Below are 15695 nucleotides of genomic sequence, written 5' to 3'. Positions count from 1 at the left end.
GGAAGAGCCGGTGGGCTGAAGCCCACCCTACGCGTCATCGCCAGTAGCGATCGCCGCACGCCCTGCAGGAGCCCACCCTGTGCGCGACCGGCGGCGCCGTGCGTCCCGGTGCTTCGGAGCTGGCGACTGTTACTGCATATGCCAGCCGTGGCTGACCACCAGGCTCTGGCCGGTCAGCGCGGCGCTGGGGAAAGTGGCCAGGAACAGCGCCGCCTGCGCGACGTCTTCGAGCGTGGTGAACACGCCATCGACGGTGTGCTTGAGCATCACGTTGCGGATGACCTCTTCCTCGCTGATGCCCAGCTCCTTCGCCTGCTCCGGAATCTGCTTCTCCACCAGCGGCGTGCGCACGAAACCCGGGCAGATCACGTGCGAGCGCACGTTGTGCGGTGCGCCCTCCTTGGCCAGCGTGCGGGCCAGGCCGAGCAGGCCGTGCTTGGCGGTGACGTAAGGCGCCTTGAGCACCGAGGCCTCGTGCGAATGCACCGAGCCCATGTAGATCACGATGCCCCCGCGGTCGTCCTTGTACATATGCCTGAGCGCCGCGCGGGTGGTGAGGAAAGCACCGTCCAGGTGGATCGCCAGCATCTTCTTCCAGTCGGCAAGGGCGAAGCTCTCGATCGGATTGACGATCTGCACGCCGGCGTTGGAGATGAGGATGTCCAGATGACCAAACGCCTGCACCACCGCCTCGGTGCCGGCGTCCACGGCGTGTTCGTCGGTGACGTCCATCGCCACGCCCATGGCACGGCCGCCTGTCGCGTTGATCTGCGCCGCGGCTGCCTCGGCCGCCTGCAGGTTGATGTCGGCGATCGCCACGCTCGCGCCTTCGCGCGCGTAGCGCTCGGCGATGGCCTTGCCGATACCACTGGCAGCGCCGGTGATGAGGGCGACCTTGCCGTCGAGACTGGCCATGGGTGTGCTCCGCAGGGGGGAGCCTGGATTGTAGGCCGCGCACCGTCGGGCGCCATCAGACCTTGGTGCAGGGCGCCGATTCCCTGCCGGAGCGCCCTGGGCGCGACCGGATGATCCGCGGTCGCGCCCAAGGGCGCTCCTGCAAGGCGAACGCGCGTGGATGCAGCAGATCAGTCGGCGAGGTAGGTGTAGGCGGTGAGGCCGGCGTCGAGGTCGCGGTAGAGCGCCTCGGCACGCTCGCCCTCGATGCCGGCCGCCGAGATGCGCTCGCGGTAACTGCCCCGCAGCGCCGCCAGGTCGTAGCCGACGTAGTCGAGCATTATGTCCGTGGTGTCGCCGCGGCGCACGTGGTCGAACACGTAGCCCTCGCCGTTGGCGCGCACGTTCACCGCATCGGTGTCGCCGAACAGGTTGTGGATGTCGCCGAGCGTCTCCTGGTAGGCACCAACCATGAACAGCCCCAGGCAGTAGTCCTCGCCCGCACGGAGACGATGCAGTGGCAGGCTCACGTCCACGCCCTCGGCGTCGACGTAGTGGTCGATGCGCCCGTCCGAATCGCAGGTCAGGTCCACGATCACGCCGCGCCGCGTCGGCGCTTCGTCCAGCCGCGTGACCGGCACGATCGGGAAGATCTGGTCGATCGCCCAGATGTCCGGCACCGACTCGAACACCGAGAAGTTGAGGAAATACTTGTCGACCAGCTTTTCGTCCAGCTCGTCCAGCAATGTCCGGTGCGCGCGGTCGGCCGGCGACAGCCGCCCGCGCACCGCATTGGCGATCAGGTAGAACATCTCGTCCAGCCGCGCACGGTCGGCCAGGCTGAGCTGCCCCAGTGCGTACAGCGACTGGCCCTCGGCCAGGTGGTGCTGGGCCTCGTGGTAGAGCTCCAGCGGCGGGCGTTCGTCCAGCGCGGCATGCACCTCGCGCAGGTGGCGCAGCACGGTGGGTTCACCCTCGCACGGGGGCGGCAACGCACCGGTGGGCACTTCCTCCACCTCGGTCACGTCGGACACCAGCACCGCGTGGTGCGCGGTCATCGCGCGGCCGGCCTCGGTGAGGATGTGCGGCGCGGGCAAGCCCTCGGCGGCGACCGCATCGGCGAGCGACTGCACGATGGTCAGCGCGTACTGCTCCATCGAATAATTGATCGAATTGTGGCTGCGCGAGCGCGAACCCTCGTAATCCACGCCCAGGCCACCGCCGACGTCGACGATGTCCAGCGGCACGCCCATGCGCGACAGCTCGACGAAATAGCGCGTCGCCTCGCGCATGCCGTTGGCGATGTCGCGCACATTGGATATCTGCGACCCCATGTGGAAGTGCTGCAGGCGAAGCGTGTGCTTCAGGCCGGCCTTGTCCAGCGCGTCCACCAGCTCGAGTACCTGCACCGGCGACAACCCGAACTTGCCCTTGTCGCCGCCGGTGTTCTGCCACTTGCCGGCACCGATCGAGGCCAGGCGCACGCGCACGCCAAGCAGCGGCTCGACGTCCAGCGCCTTCGCCTCGGCGACCACGTGCTCGAGCTCGGAGAGCTTCTCGATCACGATGAACACGCGCAGGCCCAGCTTGCGCCCGATCAAGGCCAGGCGGATGTATTCGCGGTCCTTGTAGCCGTTGCAGATCACGATCGAGTTCGGCCGCGCCAGCGCCAGCACCGCCATCAGTTCGGGCTTGGAGCCCGCCTCCAGTCCGAAGCCCTGGCTGCCGGCGGCGACCAGCTCCTGCACCACGCCACGCTGCTGGTTGACCTTGATCGGGAAGATCGCGGTGTAACCGCCGGCGTAACCGGTTTCCCCGATCGCGCGGGCGAACGCGCCCTGCATGCGCTTGAGACGATCGGCGAGGATGTCCGGAAAGCGCACCCATAGCGGCAGCCGCAGGCCCTGCGCCTTCGCCTGTTCGACGATCTGCGGCAGCGACAGCGACGGGCCGTTCGCGCCGCGCGGGCGCATCACGATGCCGCCGGCGGCGTCGATGTCGACGTAACCGTCGCTCCAGTAGGGCACCGCATACAGTTGGCGGGCGTCGTCGACGGTCCAGGACGTGGACATGGCAAGGGTCTCCTTCGAGGCAAACGGATCCATGCACGTCGCAGCGGCGAGCCTTGACGCATTGCTCGATCGAGCGGAAGGCCTGCCGGCCGGAAGCCTCGCACGCCGCGGGGCCGGTCAGGCTTCGTGGGCGGCTGGTGGCCACCCGGGGCCGCATTGTAGCGGCGGCCGGCGGCAACAGGGGGTCAACGCGCACATTGCGTGCGCACGGTTGCCGCTACAATGCCGCTCCTTTTCACGTCTCCCCATGCAGGACAGCACCATGTCGCAACTCAGCTGGTTCACCGAAGCCCACCAGGCCTCCGGCTCTTCCATCGGCTTCCGGGTGGAAAAGCTGCTGCATGCGGAGAAGACCCCGTTCCAGACCATCGAGATCTACCAGACCACCGACTGGGGCAACCTGATGGTGATCGACGGCTGCGTGATGCTGACCAGCCGCGACAACTTCCTCTACCACGAGATGATGACCCACCCGGCGCTGTTCACCCATGCGCGCGCCAAGCGCGTGGTGATCATCGGCGGCGGTGACTGCGGCACGCTGCGCGAAGTGCTCAAGCACGAGGAAGTCGAGCACGCCGCGCAGGTGGAGATCGACGAACGCGTCACGCGCCTGGCCGAGCAGTACTTCCCCGAGCTGTGCGAGTCCAACGGCGATCCGCGTGCCGAGCTGCTGTTCATCGATGGCATCAAGTACATGGCCGAGGCCGAGCCCGACTCGCTGGACCTGATCATCGTCGACTCGACCGACCCGGTCGGACCGGCCGAGGGCCTGTTCAACGCCGCCTTCTACGCCAGCTGCCACAAGGCGCTGCGCCACGGCGGCATCCTGGTGCAGCAAAGCGAATCGCCGCTGGCGCACCTGGACCTGATCAAGTCGATGCGCTCGGCGATGCGCACCTCCGGCTTCGGCGCGGTCAAGACGCTGACCTTCCCGCAGCCGTGCTACCCGACCGGCTGGTGGAGCTGCACGATGGCGCGCAAGGGCGCGGACCTGTCCGGCTTCCGCGAGCGCGGCGCGATCAGCAAGGGTTTCCCGACCCGCTACTACAACGCCGACACCCATCGCGCGGCGCTGGCGCAGCCGGAATTCATGCGCGAGTCGCTGGGCGAGTAAGCCCACCACCGCGAGCCCCTGTAGGAGCCCACTTGTGGGCGATGCTGTTCTGTTGATGGATCAGAGCCACGGTATCGCCCACAAGTGGGCTCCTACGAAAAGCGGGCGCGCGGCTCAAAACATCTTCTGCCGCACCTTCGGCAGCAGCACCAGCACCAGCGTGGCGATCGGCCCGAGCACCAGCGACAGCAGGAACCACAGCAGGCCGCTGCGGTTCTTGCCCTGGGCCAGGCCGGCATTGATCAGCGCCAGCGTGCCCCAGCCGACGAACCACGGCGCGGCCTGGGCGTCGGCCAAACTGGAAAACTGATTCACGGCATCTCTCCGGTCGTTGCGACGGTGCACGCAAGCGCGCGTCGGGGAAGCGACCATGCTAACCATCCCCACCCGCCCGTGCGCATCGCGTCGACCGGCGGATCAGGCTGGCTTAATCCTTGCCGGCTATGCTGCCGCTTCATTTGGCTCCAAGGAGAACGCGATGCCGGGACTGCGTCAACTCGCCCTTGCCCTGATCTGCACGATCGGCGCCGGCATCGCCGCTTCGCCCGCGCTGGCGAAGCAGCCCAAGGCCGCTTCGGCGCAGCAAGCACGCACCAAGGCGCTGATCGCCTTCCAGCGCGACCTGGTCAGCGTGCTGGCGCCGCGTGCCGATGCGCTGCCCCTGCTCGGTGCCGCGCTGCTCGCACGACCACTGCCCGAGCAGCCCAAATGGAACGACTTCCACAGCCTCATCGAACGCGCCGTGGCCGCGCCCGGGCATGGTCCGGCCGAACGCTGGGTCCAACTGGCCGACTGCGATGCGAAGGCCGACGCCTGCCCCAACGCCGACGCCCTCGCCGCGCTGGTCGCGCAAACCCCCGACAACGCCGCCGTGTGGCTGCTCAAACTCGGCCAGGACCTGCACAACGGCAAGCACGACGACGCCCGCACCGACCTCGCCCAGGCGGCCCGGGCCAAGCTCTACGACGACTACACCGGCACCAGCCTGCAGGCGCTGGCCCATGGCGTGAGCACGCTGCCGCCCCCGGAAGCCACCCTCGATCCGCAGGCCGGCGCAGGCGCCGCCGGGGTGCAGGCAATGATCGTGTTCGGCATCGCCGGGGCGCAGCCGCAGCCGGGACTACAGGCCACCGCGGAACTCTGCGAGGCGGCCGGTGAGGATCAGGCACTGGCCGCCGATTGCCGCCAGCTCGGCAAGACGCTGGAATGGGCCTCCAGCCCGCTGGCACGCTCGCTCGGCCTGCATCTGCGCGAAGTGCTCGCCGCTGACGAGGGCGAGCGCGAACACGCCCAGCGCGAGCGACGCGACCTCGTCTGGCAGGTGCAGCAGTTCACCCGGCTCGCCGCGAAGGCACAGGCCGACAGGGCCCAGGCCCAACACCTGCTGTCGCTCGCCCGCCACGGCGGCACCGAAATGAGCCTGATGCTGGCGGCGCTGCGCGATGCCGGCGTGTCGATCACGGCCCCGGCCGACTGGACGCCGCATTCGGCAAAGAACGGGGAAACCCGTACCGGGAGTGCCGAGCGCACCCGACGCTAAAACGCCCGGACCCGGGGCGCGACCGGCCCCGTTCCCCGTTCCCCGTTCCCCGTCCACAAGCTACCCTTGCCCCAACCTTTGGCGAACAGGGGCAGTCCGATGCTGACGGTGCTGGTGGCATGCAGCAAAGGCGGTTGCGGCAAGAGCACGCTGGTCACGCAACTGGCCTCGCACTGGGCACAGGAAGGCAAGCGCACGGCGATCGTCGATACCGATCGCCAGGGCTCGAGCTATCGCTGGGCCACGCTGCGGCCCGAGGGCATGCCGGGCGTGCTCGGGCTGGAGGGCCGTCGTGGCCTGCACAAGCTGCCACCGGATACCGAGCGCGTGCTGATCGACACGCCGGCCGGCAGCACCGGGCGCGAGCTCGAACCGCTCCTCGAGGCCGCCAACGCGGTACTGGTGCCGGTGTTGCCCTCTTCGTTCGATCTGCACGCCACGCTCGGCTTCCTCGACCAGCTCGCCACCGTGCCGCGGATCAGGCGCGGCAAGCTGCCCGTGGCGCTGATCGGCAACCGCCTCAAGCCCTGGACCCACGCCAGCCAGGACGCGCTGGCGCAACTGGCCGAATCCTCCGCCTTTCCGGTCATCGCCGAGTTGCGTGACAGCCAGGCTTACGTACTGCTCACGTCACTGGGCAAGGGCATCTTCGACTATCACTCCGAACAGGTGCGCAGCCAGCAGCAGGACTGGCTGCCGCTGCTGCGCTGGCTCAAGCGCCAACAATGAGGATTGCCATGCAGGAACTGATTCTGTTGCGACACGCCGAAGCCAACCCCGCGGCCGGCGGTGGCGATGACCACGACCGCTCGCTCAGCCCGCGCGGCGAGCAGGAGGCGCTGGCGGCCGGCCGCTGGCTTGCCTCCCACGGCGCGCGTCCGGACCGGGTGCTGTGCTCGCCCGCCCTGCGTACCTGCCGTACGGCGGAATTGGCGATGCGCGCGTTGACGCCGGACGCGCCGGTCGGCGTGGCCGGCGAGATCTACGAGGCCACGCCCGGCGAGCTGCTGGCCCTGCTCGACCAGCACGCCGATGCGCGCTGCGTGATGCTGGTCGGGCACAACCCGGGCATCGAGCGGCTGGTCGCGCTGCTGGTAGAGGGCCGTTCGGACGAATTCCGCGGCATGCCCCCCGGCGGTCTGGCGGTGCTGCACCTGCAGGGAGCGCTGGAGCCGGGCAACGCACGGCTGGATGCATTCTGGTCGCCCTGATGCGCCTGCACGTCGCCGCCGCGTTGCTGGCCGTGGCATTCACCGCACACGCCTCGCCATCGCACGTGTGGCATATCCAGAGCCCTCCCTCGCACGTCGACTTCGGCGTGCGCCTGCTCTGGCTGCATACGGTCCACGGACGTTTCGAGACGATCAGCGGCACGGTCGAGCCGCAGGCGGGCGACCGCGTGGTAGTCGATGCGCGCATCGCGCTGGACAGCCTGTCGATGGAATCGCCACGGCTTCGCCGCTGGGTCCTCGACGAGGAGTTCTTCGACGCCGCGCAATACCCGATCCTGCATTTCGTCTCCATGCCGGTGTCGCGTCGTGCGCTCGATAGCGGCGGCGCGCTGGACGGCCAACTCACCGTGCGCGGCGTGACTCGACCGGTGCGCTTCGAGCTGCTACCGGCGCACTGCACCGCCGATGCCTGCACGATCGAGGCCCGCGGGGAACTCAGACGCAGCGATTTCGGCATGACCGTGCATCGCGCCGTGCTGTCCGACCACGTGCAACTGGCGCTGGCGATCGCTATCGCGCGCGCGCCCGACTGAGTGCGCCAGCTCGTCCGCCGACCGGCGGGCCACGACGACCTCGACCTACACGGCGAGCCCCGTATCATGCGCGCCATGTCGCTGCGCCACCTTGCCCTTCTCGTCCTGTTCGCCGCCACCGCACTGCTCGATGGCTGCACGCTCCCGCGTGCGCAGATCCGCCGCGCCGACGCCGTGGTCGCGGCCACCGCGCCGGCCGCCTCCGCGTGCGACCGCGCCGACCACTGCGCCCAGCCCTCGCCCCTGCTCGACGCGGCGCGGCAGGCACTGGCCGCCTCCACGCCTGCCAACCCGCGCCATCGGGTGGCGTTGCTCGATGACAGCGAGCCGGCGCTGGTGGCGCGGCTGGACCTGATCCGCGGCGCCCGCCGCTCGATCGACGTGCAGACTTACATCTGGGATCAGGACGACGTCGGTCAGCTGGTGCTGGACGAACTGGTGCGCGCCGCGCGCCGCGGCGTGCAGGTGCGCATTCTGGCCGACCAGCTGTCCTCCTTTGGCGACGTCGCCCTGCTCGACCGGCTCGCCCGGGCCAGCCGCAACCTCAAGGTGCGGCTGTACAACCCGACCTTCCACGAGGCGAGCACCTCGCCGCTGGAGTGGGCCGCGGGCATCGCCTGCTGCTTCTTCAAGTTCAACCAGCGCATGCACAACAAGGTGATGCTGGTGGACGACACCATCGGCATCACCGGCGGGCGCAACTACCAGGACCGCTACTTCGACTGGGACGACGACTTCGACTACGTCGATCGCGACGTGCTGGTGGGAGGCCCGGCCGCGCAGGCGATGGCCCGCAGCTTCGCGCTGTTCTGGCGACACAAGCGCTCGGTGCCGCTGACCCACCTGCGCGACGTCAACCGGCACATCCTCGACCACCCGGCGGCCCCGGGCTGGCCCGCACCGGCATACGAACACCCGCAACGCGTCTACCGGGTCGAGCAGGAGGCCGGCGATGCGGCATGGCTGCGCGCCCACGTGCTGGCCGACAGCCTCGAAACCGGCGCGGTGGATTTCTTCAGCGACCTGCCAGCCAAGACCGACCAGCCGCTGCGACGGCAGGCGCGCCAGTTCACCGCCCATGTCATGCAGATGGTCGGCGCGGCGCGCCACGAGGTGGTGCTGCAGACGCCTTACCTGGTGTTGAGCCGGCGCGCGCGGCGCATCTTCGAGCGCCTGCACCAGGAAACTCCGCCGCCGCGCATCGTGGTGTCGACCAATTCGCTCGCTTCCACCGACGCCTTCGCGGTCTATGCGGTGTCCTACAAGCACCGCAAGCGCTATCTCAAGGACTACGGCTTCGAGATCTACGAATTGAAGCCGCACGCCGCCGATCCGGCCGCGGCCAACGCGCGCGCCAGTCTGGAATGGATCGGCGAGGGCGAGCACGCCAGCGGCGACCCGGCGCATGACGCCTCGCAACGCTACGTGGGTACCGAAAGCCACGGCCTGCTCGGCAGCCACGGCAGCAGCCAGCGCCCCGCGCCACTGGTGAGCGAGGGCCGGCGCTTTGCCCTGCATGCCAAGTCGATTGTGGTGGACGACCGCTTCGCAATGGTCGGCTCGCACAATTTCGACCCGCGCTCGGACCACTACAACACCGAGGCCGGCGTGATCGTCTACGACCGGCGCTTCGCCGAGCAGTTGCGCCGCTCGATCCTGCGCGATACGCAGCCGCAGAACGCCTGGGTCATCGCCCCGCGGCGGCCGGTGGTGCCGGTGCTGACCAAGCTCAACCAGGCCATCGGCGACTTGTCCGAAAGCCTGCCGCTGTTCGACTTCTGGCCCTACCGCTACGCCACCAGCTACCAGCTCAAGGCCGGCTGCGCGCCGATGCAGCCAGGCGACCCGGCGTTCTACAGCTGCTACGAACCGGTGGGGGATTTCCCCGATGTGGCGCTGTCGCCAAAGCTGATCTACACCCGCTTGATCACTGCCTTCGGCTCGAGCGCAAGCGGGATTCTGTAACCTCTTGCTCCTTGTCTGCACCCGGGGCGAGGGGGGCGAGCCTCGCGGGGGCGTTTCCCACCGTGAGATCGGGTTGTCGTTGTTGCGTTGCCTTTTGGTGCCTTTGCTGGCCGAGTGCGAAGCGCTTCCGGGCGCCGACAGGCGATCGGAAGCCCGCGGCAGACGAGCCAGGTCGCGGAGGGGCCACGCAAGAGCGACAACCAGCGCATCCCTGGAACAGGAGGCCATCCCGCGAGCCCCGGCCCCTCACCCCAACCCTCTCCCCGGAGGGGAGAGGGAGCCAGGTGCGGCTCTCACGCACACAAGCCCGCCAGTCCTCTCGCCTCAGCTGCCGGGCGCCGACAGGCGATCGGAAGCCCGCGGCAGACGAGCCAGGCCGCGAGGAAAGCCCGGGCGGACGGGGAGCAGGCTCTCCCCTTAGGATCGGAGCAATCGGGGAGCGGTCTACGGCGGAGTGCCCGGGGCGCGGCTGTCGAAGCGCATCGGCAGTTCGCCGCGCACGCCGTTTTCGCCTGCCGGCACGGCGAAGCGCCAGCCGCGCACGGTCGCCAGCGCATGTGCATCGAGCACCGGGTCGCCACTGGACCGTGCGACGCCGGCGGACGTCACCCGACCACTGCCGTCAGTGGCGATATCGAGCAACACGCGGCCATCGAGATGGCCGCGCAGCGCCGCCCAGGCCGAGGGGCCGGGCGGGGTGTCGAGCGGGACCAGTTCCACGGGCGCCTTCGCTGCCGGATGCGTCACCGGTTCGGGCAGCGCGCCCACCACGCGCGGGGCGGCATGCGAGCGATGGCGGACCGGCGCACGCTGCAGCCGCGGCACCACGTGCGCCGCCGCGCGTGGCGGCGGGCCGGTCCAGTCATCGGTGAAGCCGCTCAGCCCGTCGGTGCCGGCGATGCCGATCAGCAGGGCGATGAAACTCAGGCCGGTGGTGACGCGCAGGCGCGGCATGGCGACACGCTCGGGCTCAGCGCTCCAGGATCGCCACCACGCCCATGCCGCCGGCGGTGCACACCGAGATCAGGCCGCGGCCGCTGCCCTTCTGCACCAGTTCCTTGGCCAGCGTGGCGACCAGCCGCGCGCCGGTGGCGGCGAACGGATGGCCGACGGCCAGGCTGGAGCCGTGCACGTTGAGTTTGGCCGGGTCGATGCTGCCCAGCGGCGCATCCAGGCCGAGCCGGTTGCGGCAGTAGTCGGCGCTCTCCCAAGCGCGCAGCGTGCACAGCACCTGCGCGGCGAAAGCCTCATGGATCTCGTAGAAGTCGAAGTCCTGCAAGGTCAGGCCGTTGCGCGCGAGCAGGCGCGCGACCGCCACCGTCGGCGCCATCAGCAGGCCCTCGCCGTGCACGAAGTCGACCGCGGCGACCTCCGCATCACGCACCCAGGCCTGCACCGGCAGGCCACGTCTGGCGGCCCAGTCCTCGCCGGCGAGCAGCACCGCCGCGGCGCCGTCGGACAACGCGGTCGAGTTGCCGGCGGTAAGCGTGCCGTGGCCGGAGCTGCGGTCGAACGCGGGCTTGAGCGTCGCCAGCTTTTCCAGGCTGGTGTCGGGCCGCAGGATGTTGTCACGCCTGACGCCGCGGAAGGGCACCACCAGGTCGTCCATGAAACCGGCGTCGTAGGCGGCGGCGAGCTTCTTGTGGCTCTCCAGCGCGAGCTGGTCCTGCGCCTCGCGGCCGATATGCCACTCGCGCGCCATCTTCTCGCAGTGGTCGCCCATCGACATGCCGGTGCGCGGCTCGGCCACGCCCGGGAAGGAGGGTTTGAGTTCCGCCAGCGAGAACCCGCGCGTGGCCGCAGCGAGCTTGTCCTGCCAGCCCCTGGCGCGGTTGATCGACAGCAACCGCTTGCGCAGGCGCTCGCCGTAGACGATCGGCACGTCCGACGTGGTGTCGGAGCCGGCCGCGATGCCGGCCTCGATCTGGCCCACCGCGATCTTGTTGGCCACGATGATCGCGTTGTCCAGCGACGTGCCGCAGGCGCGCGCGGTGGTGATCCCCGGCGTGGTCGGGGCCAGGCCCGAACTCAGCAGCGCCTCGCGCGCCAGATTCCAGTCCGACGCATGCTTGATCACCGCGCCCAGCGCGACTTCGCCCAGTTCCACGCCGTGCAGGCCATAGCGTTCCACCAGCGCGCCGAGCACCTTGACCGACATGCCGAAGTTGCCGACGTCGGCGTAGGCGGTGTTGTTGCGGCAGAACGGGATGCGCACACCGCCGATCACACCGACGCGCTTGGTGGTTTTTTCCATGTCCGGGGCGGTCCTGGAGCCTTCGAATCTCCACAGGCTAACCCGCACGCCGATGCGGCGGAAGCCCAAAAGCGTGAACGCCGGTGCGCTCCGTATAATTGGCTGTTCTGTGCCGTTTGGAAACCCGATGGATGCGCAACCGCTGATCGCCCTGCCCGCGGTGCTCGCACTGGAGTGGCTGCCCGGCCAATCGCCGGCCGCCATCACGCTCAGCCGTGACGATGCGGAGGCGCTGGCCGCGCTGGTCGCCGACGACCTGCACGCACTGCTGCCGCGCATCGGCGAGGCGCGGCTCGCGCTGGCCGGCGCGCTGTTCGATCCGGTCGAGCTGCTGCGCCCCGGCTTTCCCGTATGGGCCACGCTGGACGAGCTGGCCCGCCGCGTGCCGCGCGGCCACCTGGAGAACGTGGTCGCCTTCGGCAGCCACCAAGGCCAGATGCCGGCGCAGACGCTGGTGCCCGAGCCGGGCCACGCCGGCGGCGCGCTACGCCTGCTGCCGCTGTCGGTACTGGCGACCGAGGCGCTCGCCGGGGACCTGGCCCAGGACATCGAAGTGCAGCTGGTCGGCCGCGGCGAAGCCGGCGCGCGCACCGCCGACTGGCTGATGCGAACGCTCGGCGTACAGCTCGAGCACGCCCGTTACCTGAGCCGCAACGACCTGCTTGCGCTCACCTGCGTGCAGTACGAACACGTCAATCTTGCCCCGCTGTGGACCCTGCTCGAAGCGGCGTTGCTCACGCCCTACCAGGGCGAATCCACGCTCAGTGCGCGCGGCCTGCCGCTGCGCTACGCCGACGGCGCCGTGCACGCCGGTTCGCCCGCCGCCTGGCTGGCCGGCCAGGCGGGTAATGCGGCCGAGCGCGCGCACGCCTTTGCCGGGCTGGTGTTCGAATTGCGCCAGTACGCCGCGCTGCTGCAGGCGCACCACCTGCCGTTGCAGCTCGAGCAGGGCGAGGCCGGCCAAGGCTGGCTGCTCGAAACCCTGGCCGACCCGGACCCGACGCTGCCGCCACCCGAACTGCTCGCACACGAGGCGCCGGGGCTGGGTACCGTGGCCATCACGGCCACCCAGGCCGGCGCCGATGGCCAGCCGCGCCTGCTCGCGCACGGCTACCCGCTCGCGCCGCAGGCGTTGGGCCCGCTGGTGGCCGTGCTTGCCGCCCGCTACGGCATCGAGCCGTCGCTGCAGGCGCTCGGCGGCGTGGTGCCGGGCGCGGACGGCCTGGGTGCGCCCGTAGCGGCGCGGCACTGAGCTCTCCGGAACCGGCATCGCCCTTGCAGGGAACGCGCGTAACCGTCGGATAGCCTTTTCGCCAAGCGTCATTCCCACGAAAGCGGGCATCCCGCCTGCTGGTGCGCCAGGGGCAAAATGGCCTCCCGCTTTCGCGGGAACGCCGCCCCTGGCGGTTCTTCGAGCTTCCCTGCAGGAGGGGAACTGGGTGCGGCGGAGGGCATCCGGGCGGCGCGCCCCCTGCACCTTTTTCGGCCTTCCGCTTCTGGCATCCATCTGGCGGCAGGCGCATGATGGGCCCGGAGCCGGGGGTAGCGCTCAGGGGGAGTGCCATGACCCAACCCCTTTCACCGGACGGATTGGCCGCACCGCCCGACGACGACGACCAGTCCGTCAGGAACTGGCCCGAACACGTACTGCGTGGCATACCCGCGCTGATCCTCTACGTCGATCCCGACCTCACCGTGCGTCTCGCCAACCAGCCCCCACGGCGCTGGCTGGGCGTGCCGGCCGAGGGACTGGCCGGCCGCGCGGTCGGCGAGCTGCTCGACGAGGCCAGCGCAGCGCGCGCGATCGAGGCCCTGCAGGCGGCACTGGGCGGCCAGCCGCGTACCGTCGAAGGCGTGCTGTTCTCCGGCCGCGCGCACCGCTACATGCACGCCAGCTTCCAGCCCGACGCCGATGAGGAGGGCCGCGTGCACGGCGTGTTCGGGGTGTTCATCGACATCACCGAGCGGCACGCGCTGGAACTGAAACTGCGCGAGAGCGAGCAGCGCTTCTTCGGCGCCTTCCAGCACGCCGCCATCGGCATGGCCCTGGTGCGCCCGGACGGTCGCTTCCTGCGCGTGAACGAGGCGGTCTGCCGCATGCTCGGCTACAGCGAGGAGGAATTCCTCACCCTGAGCATCGCCGACGTCACCCATCCGGACGACTACGGCAACGACATGGCGCAGCTGACGGACATGCTCGCCGGCCGTACCGACGCCTACCAGATGGAGAAGCGCAACCTGCACAGAGATGGCCACGTCGTGCATTTCCAGCTCAGCACCTCGCTGGTTCGCGATGAGCACGGCAAGCCGCTGTACTTCGTCTCGCAGGTGGAGGACATCAGCCAGCGCAAGCAATTCGAGGAAGCCTTGTTCCGCGAGCGCGAGCTGGCCGAGGTCACGCTCAATTCCATCGGGGACGCGGTGATCGCCGCCGACCTCGACATGCGGGTGACCTCGCTCAACCCGATCGCCGAGGGCCTCACCGGCTGGACCGCCGCCGAGGCGCGCGGCCGCCCGATGGACGAGGTGTTCCGCCTGCGCGATGCGCGCACCGGCGCGACGCTGGAAAACCCGTTGCGCGGGGCGATCGAGCGCAACGCCATCGTCGACCTGGAAGGCAAAGCGGTGCTGCTGCATCGCAACGGCTTCGAAACGCCGATCGAGGACTCGTCCGCGCCGATCCACGACCACGCCGGCCATGCCATCGGTGGCGTGCTGGTGTTCCGCGACGTCAGCGAGACCCGCGCGCTCGCCCTGAAGATGATCCACCTGACTCAGCTCGACACGTTGACCGGCCTGCCCAACCGCAGCCAGGTGCAGGGCCAGATCGAACAGGCGGTGATCGCCGCACGCCGGCGCCAGCAGCGCTGCGCGCTGCTCTACATCGACATCGACCACTTCAAGCAGATCAACGACCAGCACGGTCCCGCCAACGGCGACCGCGTGCTGCGTGCGTTTGCCGCGCAACTGCGCCAGGCGCTGCACGACGAGGACATCCTGTGCCGCCACCACGGCGACGAGTTCGTGGTGCTGCTGCCGCAGGTGGAGGCGCCCGGCCAGGCCGCCAGCGTGGCGCAGCGGCTGATCGCCTATGGCGAGCGCACCACCGTGCCCGGCCTGCCCGAACTGTCGCTGCGCATGTCCGTCGGCATCAGCCTGTGCCCGGACGACGCGGCCGATGCCGACCAGCTGCTGCGCAACGCCGACAGCGCCATGTACGAGGTCAAGGTCGCTGGACGGCGCAGCTACCGCTTCTTCACCGCCTCGATGAACGAGCGCGCCTCGCTGCGCCGGCGCATCGAGGCGGAGCTGCGCCTGGCGATCGCGCGCGAGGAGTTGTCGCTGTATTACCAACCCAAGGTCGATGCCATCGACGGTCACATCGTCGGCGCCGAGGCGCTGCTGCGCTGGTTCGATGCCGAGGGCAACGAGCGCTATCCAACCGAGCAGTTCGTCGCGGTGGCCGAGGACGTGGGGTTGATCGTGCCGGTCGGCGCCTGGGTGCTGCACGAAGCGTGTCGTCAGGCCGACGTGTGGCACCGCCAGCACATGGGCGTGCCGATCGCGGTCAACGTCTCGCCGCTGCAGTTCCAGCACGCCAACTTCCTGGCCGAGCTGCGGACCGTGCTGGACAACTGCACGCTCGATCCGGCGCTGCTGGAGCTGGAACTGACCGAGCGCACCGTGATGGCCGGCGGCGATGCCACCATCGCGCTGCTCCAGCGCATCAAGCGCTGCGGCGTGCGGCTGTCGCTGGACGACTTCGGCACCGGCTACTGCAGCCTGTCGTACCTGAAGCACTTCCCGGTCGATGCGCTGAAGATCGACCGCGCCTTCGTGCGCGACGTGGAGAGCGACCCGGACACTGCCGCGATCACCCAGGCGATCATCGCGATGGCGCGCAGCCTGGCCAAGACGGTGGTGGCCGAAGGCGTGGAGACCGAAGCCCAGGCCGCGTACCTGCGCAACGCCGGCTGCGAGCAGCTGCAGGGCTTCCTGTTTGGCGCGCCGATGGACGCGACCGCATTCGGCAAGCTGCTGGCCGAACAGCACCTGCGGCGCTGGGCCACGGATCGCCCCGGATCGTAGGG

Annotated in this window: 13 protein-coding genes; 8 read left to right on the top strand and 5 right to left on the bottom strand. The window is 69.6% G+C overall.

Features of this window, described 5'->3' with window-relative positions; all coding sequences use genetic code 11:
• Window positions 1-129: 129 nt before the first annotated feature.
• Both J7I44_RS11885 and speA read right to left on the bottom strand, forming a co-directional pair.
• Window positions 130-915, bottom strand: a complete 786-nt coding sequence (locus J7I44_RS11885) for a 3-hydroxybutyrate dehydrogenase (protein WP_209620889.1) — start codon at window positions 913-915, stop codon at window positions 130-132.
• A 170-nt stretch (window positions 916-1085) separates the two neighbouring features.
• Window positions 1086-2966 carry a biosynthetic arginine decarboxylase gene (gene speA / locus J7I44_RS11880; RefSeq protein WP_209620887.1) on the bottom strand — a complete coding sequence of 627 codons (1881 nt, stop codon included), beginning with the start codon at window positions 2964-2966 and terminating at the stop codon, window positions 1086-1088.
• A gap of 262 nt (window positions 2967-3228) precedes the next feature.
• Here speA and speE point away from each other — a divergent pair, with 262 nt between their 5' ends.
• The gene (speE, locus tag J7I44_RS11875) at window positions 3229-4080 is read left to right on the top strand and encodes a polyamine aminopropyltransferase (protein ID WP_209620884.1); all 852 of its coding nucleotides are present in this window, start codon (window positions 3229-3231) and stop codon (window positions 4078-4080) included.
• Between the two features lie 114 nt (window positions 4081-4194).
• On the opposite strand, the gene J7I44_RS11870 is transcribed toward speE, so the two are convergent.
• On the bottom strand, window positions 4195-4395 hold the full coding sequence (locus J7I44_RS11870) for an antitermination protein NusB (RefSeq protein ID WP_342451973.1): 201 nt from the start codon (window positions 4393-4395) through the stop codon (window positions 4195-4197).
• Window positions 4396-4558: 163 nt separating this feature from the next.
• On the opposite strand from J7I44_RS11870, the gene J7I44_RS11865 reads away from it, so the two are divergent.
• From J7I44_RS11865 to J7I44_RS11845, 5 genes are all read left to right on the top strand, one after another.
• Window positions 4559-5620 carry a hypothetical protein gene (locus tag J7I44_RS11865; protein WP_209620881.1) on the top strand — a complete coding sequence of 354 codons (1062 nt, stop codon included), beginning with the start codon at window positions 4559-4561 and terminating at the stop codon, window positions 5618-5620.
• 99 nt (window positions 5621-5719) lie between these two features.
• On the top strand, window positions 5720-6349 hold the full coding sequence (locus J7I44_RS11860; protein WP_209620879.1) for a ParA family protein: 630 nt from the start codon (window positions 5720-5722) through the stop codon (window positions 6347-6349).
• Window positions 6350-6357: 8 nt separating this feature from the next.
• On the top strand, window positions 6358-6831 hold the full coding sequence (locus tag J7I44_RS11855; RefSeq protein ID WP_209620877.1) for a SixA phosphatase family protein: 474 nt from the start codon (window positions 6358-6360) through the stop codon (window positions 6829-6831).
• Window positions 6831-7385 carry a YceI family protein gene (locus J7I44_RS11850; RefSeq protein WP_209620874.1) on the top strand — a complete coding sequence of 185 codons (555 nt, stop codon included), beginning with the start codon at window positions 6831-6833 and terminating at the stop codon, window positions 7383-7385. The genes J7I44_RS11855 and J7I44_RS11850 overlap by 1 nt, the downstream gene beginning before the upstream one ends.
• Before the next feature lie 75 nt (window positions 7386-7460).
• Window positions 7461-9350: a phospholipase D-like domain-containing protein gene (locus tag J7I44_RS11845; RefSeq protein WP_245188138.1), complete on the top strand. Its 1890-nt coding sequence runs from the start codon at window positions 7461-7463 to the stop codon at window positions 9348-9350.
• A gap of 444 nt (window positions 9351-9794) precedes the next feature.
• Here the strand turns inward: J7I44_RS11845 and J7I44_RS11840 are convergent, their stop codons facing one another.
• Complete coding sequence (locus J7I44_RS11840) at window positions 9795-10304, bottom strand: energy transducer TonB family protein (protein WP_209620868.1); 510 nt, start codon at window positions 10302-10304, stop codon at window positions 9795-9797.
• Window positions 10305-10320: 16 nt separating this feature from the next.
• The gene (locus J7I44_RS11835; RefSeq protein ID WP_209620865.1) at window positions 10321-11604 is read right to left on the bottom strand and encodes an acetyl-CoA C-acetyltransferase; all 1284 of its coding nucleotides are present in this window, start codon (window positions 11602-11604) and stop codon (window positions 10321-10323) included.
• 127 nt (window positions 11605-11731) lie between these two features.
• Between J7I44_RS11835 and J7I44_RS11830 the strand changes: the two genes are divergently transcribed.
• Window positions 11732-12856, top strand: coding sequence for a hypothetical protein (locus J7I44_RS11830; RefSeq protein ID WP_209620862.1), 1125 nt, complete (start codon window positions 11732-11734; stop codon window positions 12854-12856).
• Between the two features lie 311 nt (window positions 12857-13167).
• The gene (locus J7I44_RS11825) at window positions 13168-15693 is read left to right on the top strand and encodes a sensor domain-containing protein (protein WP_209620859.1); all 2526 of its coding nucleotides are present in this window, start codon (window positions 13168-13170) and stop codon (window positions 15691-15693) included.
• Window positions 15694-15695 lie beyond the last annotated feature (2 nt).

The sequence above is a fragment of the Frateuria flava genome, from assembly GCF_017837635.1.
Taxonomy (GTDB): domain Bacteria; phylum Pseudomonadota; class Gammaproteobacteria; order Xanthomonadales; family Rhodanobacteraceae; genus Frateuria_A; species Frateuria_A flava.
Note: the sequence above shows the minus strand (reverse complement) of the source record. Positions and strands in the feature narration are given on the sequence as shown.

Coding starts and splice junctions, on each gene's coding strand:
- J7I44_RS11885 (WP_209620889.1), bottom strand. CDS start 915: ATGGCCAGTCTCGACGGCAAGGTCGCCCTCATCACCGGCGCTGCCAGT.
- speA (WP_209620887.1), bottom strand. CDS start 2,966: ATGTCCACGTCCTGGACCGTCGACGACGCCCGCCAACTGTATGCGGTG.
- speE (WP_209620884.1), top strand. CDS start 3,229: ATGTCGCAACTCAGCTGGTTCACCGAAGCCCACCAGGCCTCCGGCTCT.
- J7I44_RS11865 (WP_209620881.1), top strand. CDS start 4,559: ATGCCGGGACTGCGTCAACTCGCCCTTGCCCTGATCTGCACGATCGGC.
- J7I44_RS11860 (WP_209620879.1), top strand. CDS start 5,720: ATGCTGACGGTGCTGGTGGCATGCAGCAAAGGCGGTTGCGGCAAGAGC.
- J7I44_RS11855 (WP_209620877.1), top strand. CDS start 6,358: ATGCAGGAACTGATTCTGTTGCGACACGCCGAAGCCAACCCCGCGGCC.
- J7I44_RS11850 (WP_209620874.1), top strand. CDS start 6,831: ATGCGCCTGCACGTCGCCGCCGCGTTGCTGGCCGTGGCATTCACCGCA.
- J7I44_RS11845 (WP_245188138.1), top strand. CDS start 7,461: ATGTCGCTGCGCCACCTTGCCCTTCTCGTCCTGTTCGCCGCCACCGCA.
- J7I44_RS11840 (WP_209620868.1), bottom strand. CDS start 10,304: ATGCCGCGCCTGCGCGTCACCACCGGCCTGAGTTTCATCGCCCTGCTG.
- J7I44_RS11835 (WP_209620865.1), bottom strand. CDS start 11,604: ATGGAAAAAACCACCAAGCGCGTCGGTGTGATCGGCGGTGTGCGCATC.
- J7I44_RS11830 (WP_209620862.1), top strand. CDS start 11,732: ATGGATGCGCAACCGCTGATCGCCCTGCCCGCGGTGCTCGCACTGGAG.
- J7I44_RS11825 (WP_209620859.1), top strand. CDS start 13,168: ATGACCCAACCCCTTTCACCGGACGGATTGGCCGCACCGCCCGACGAC.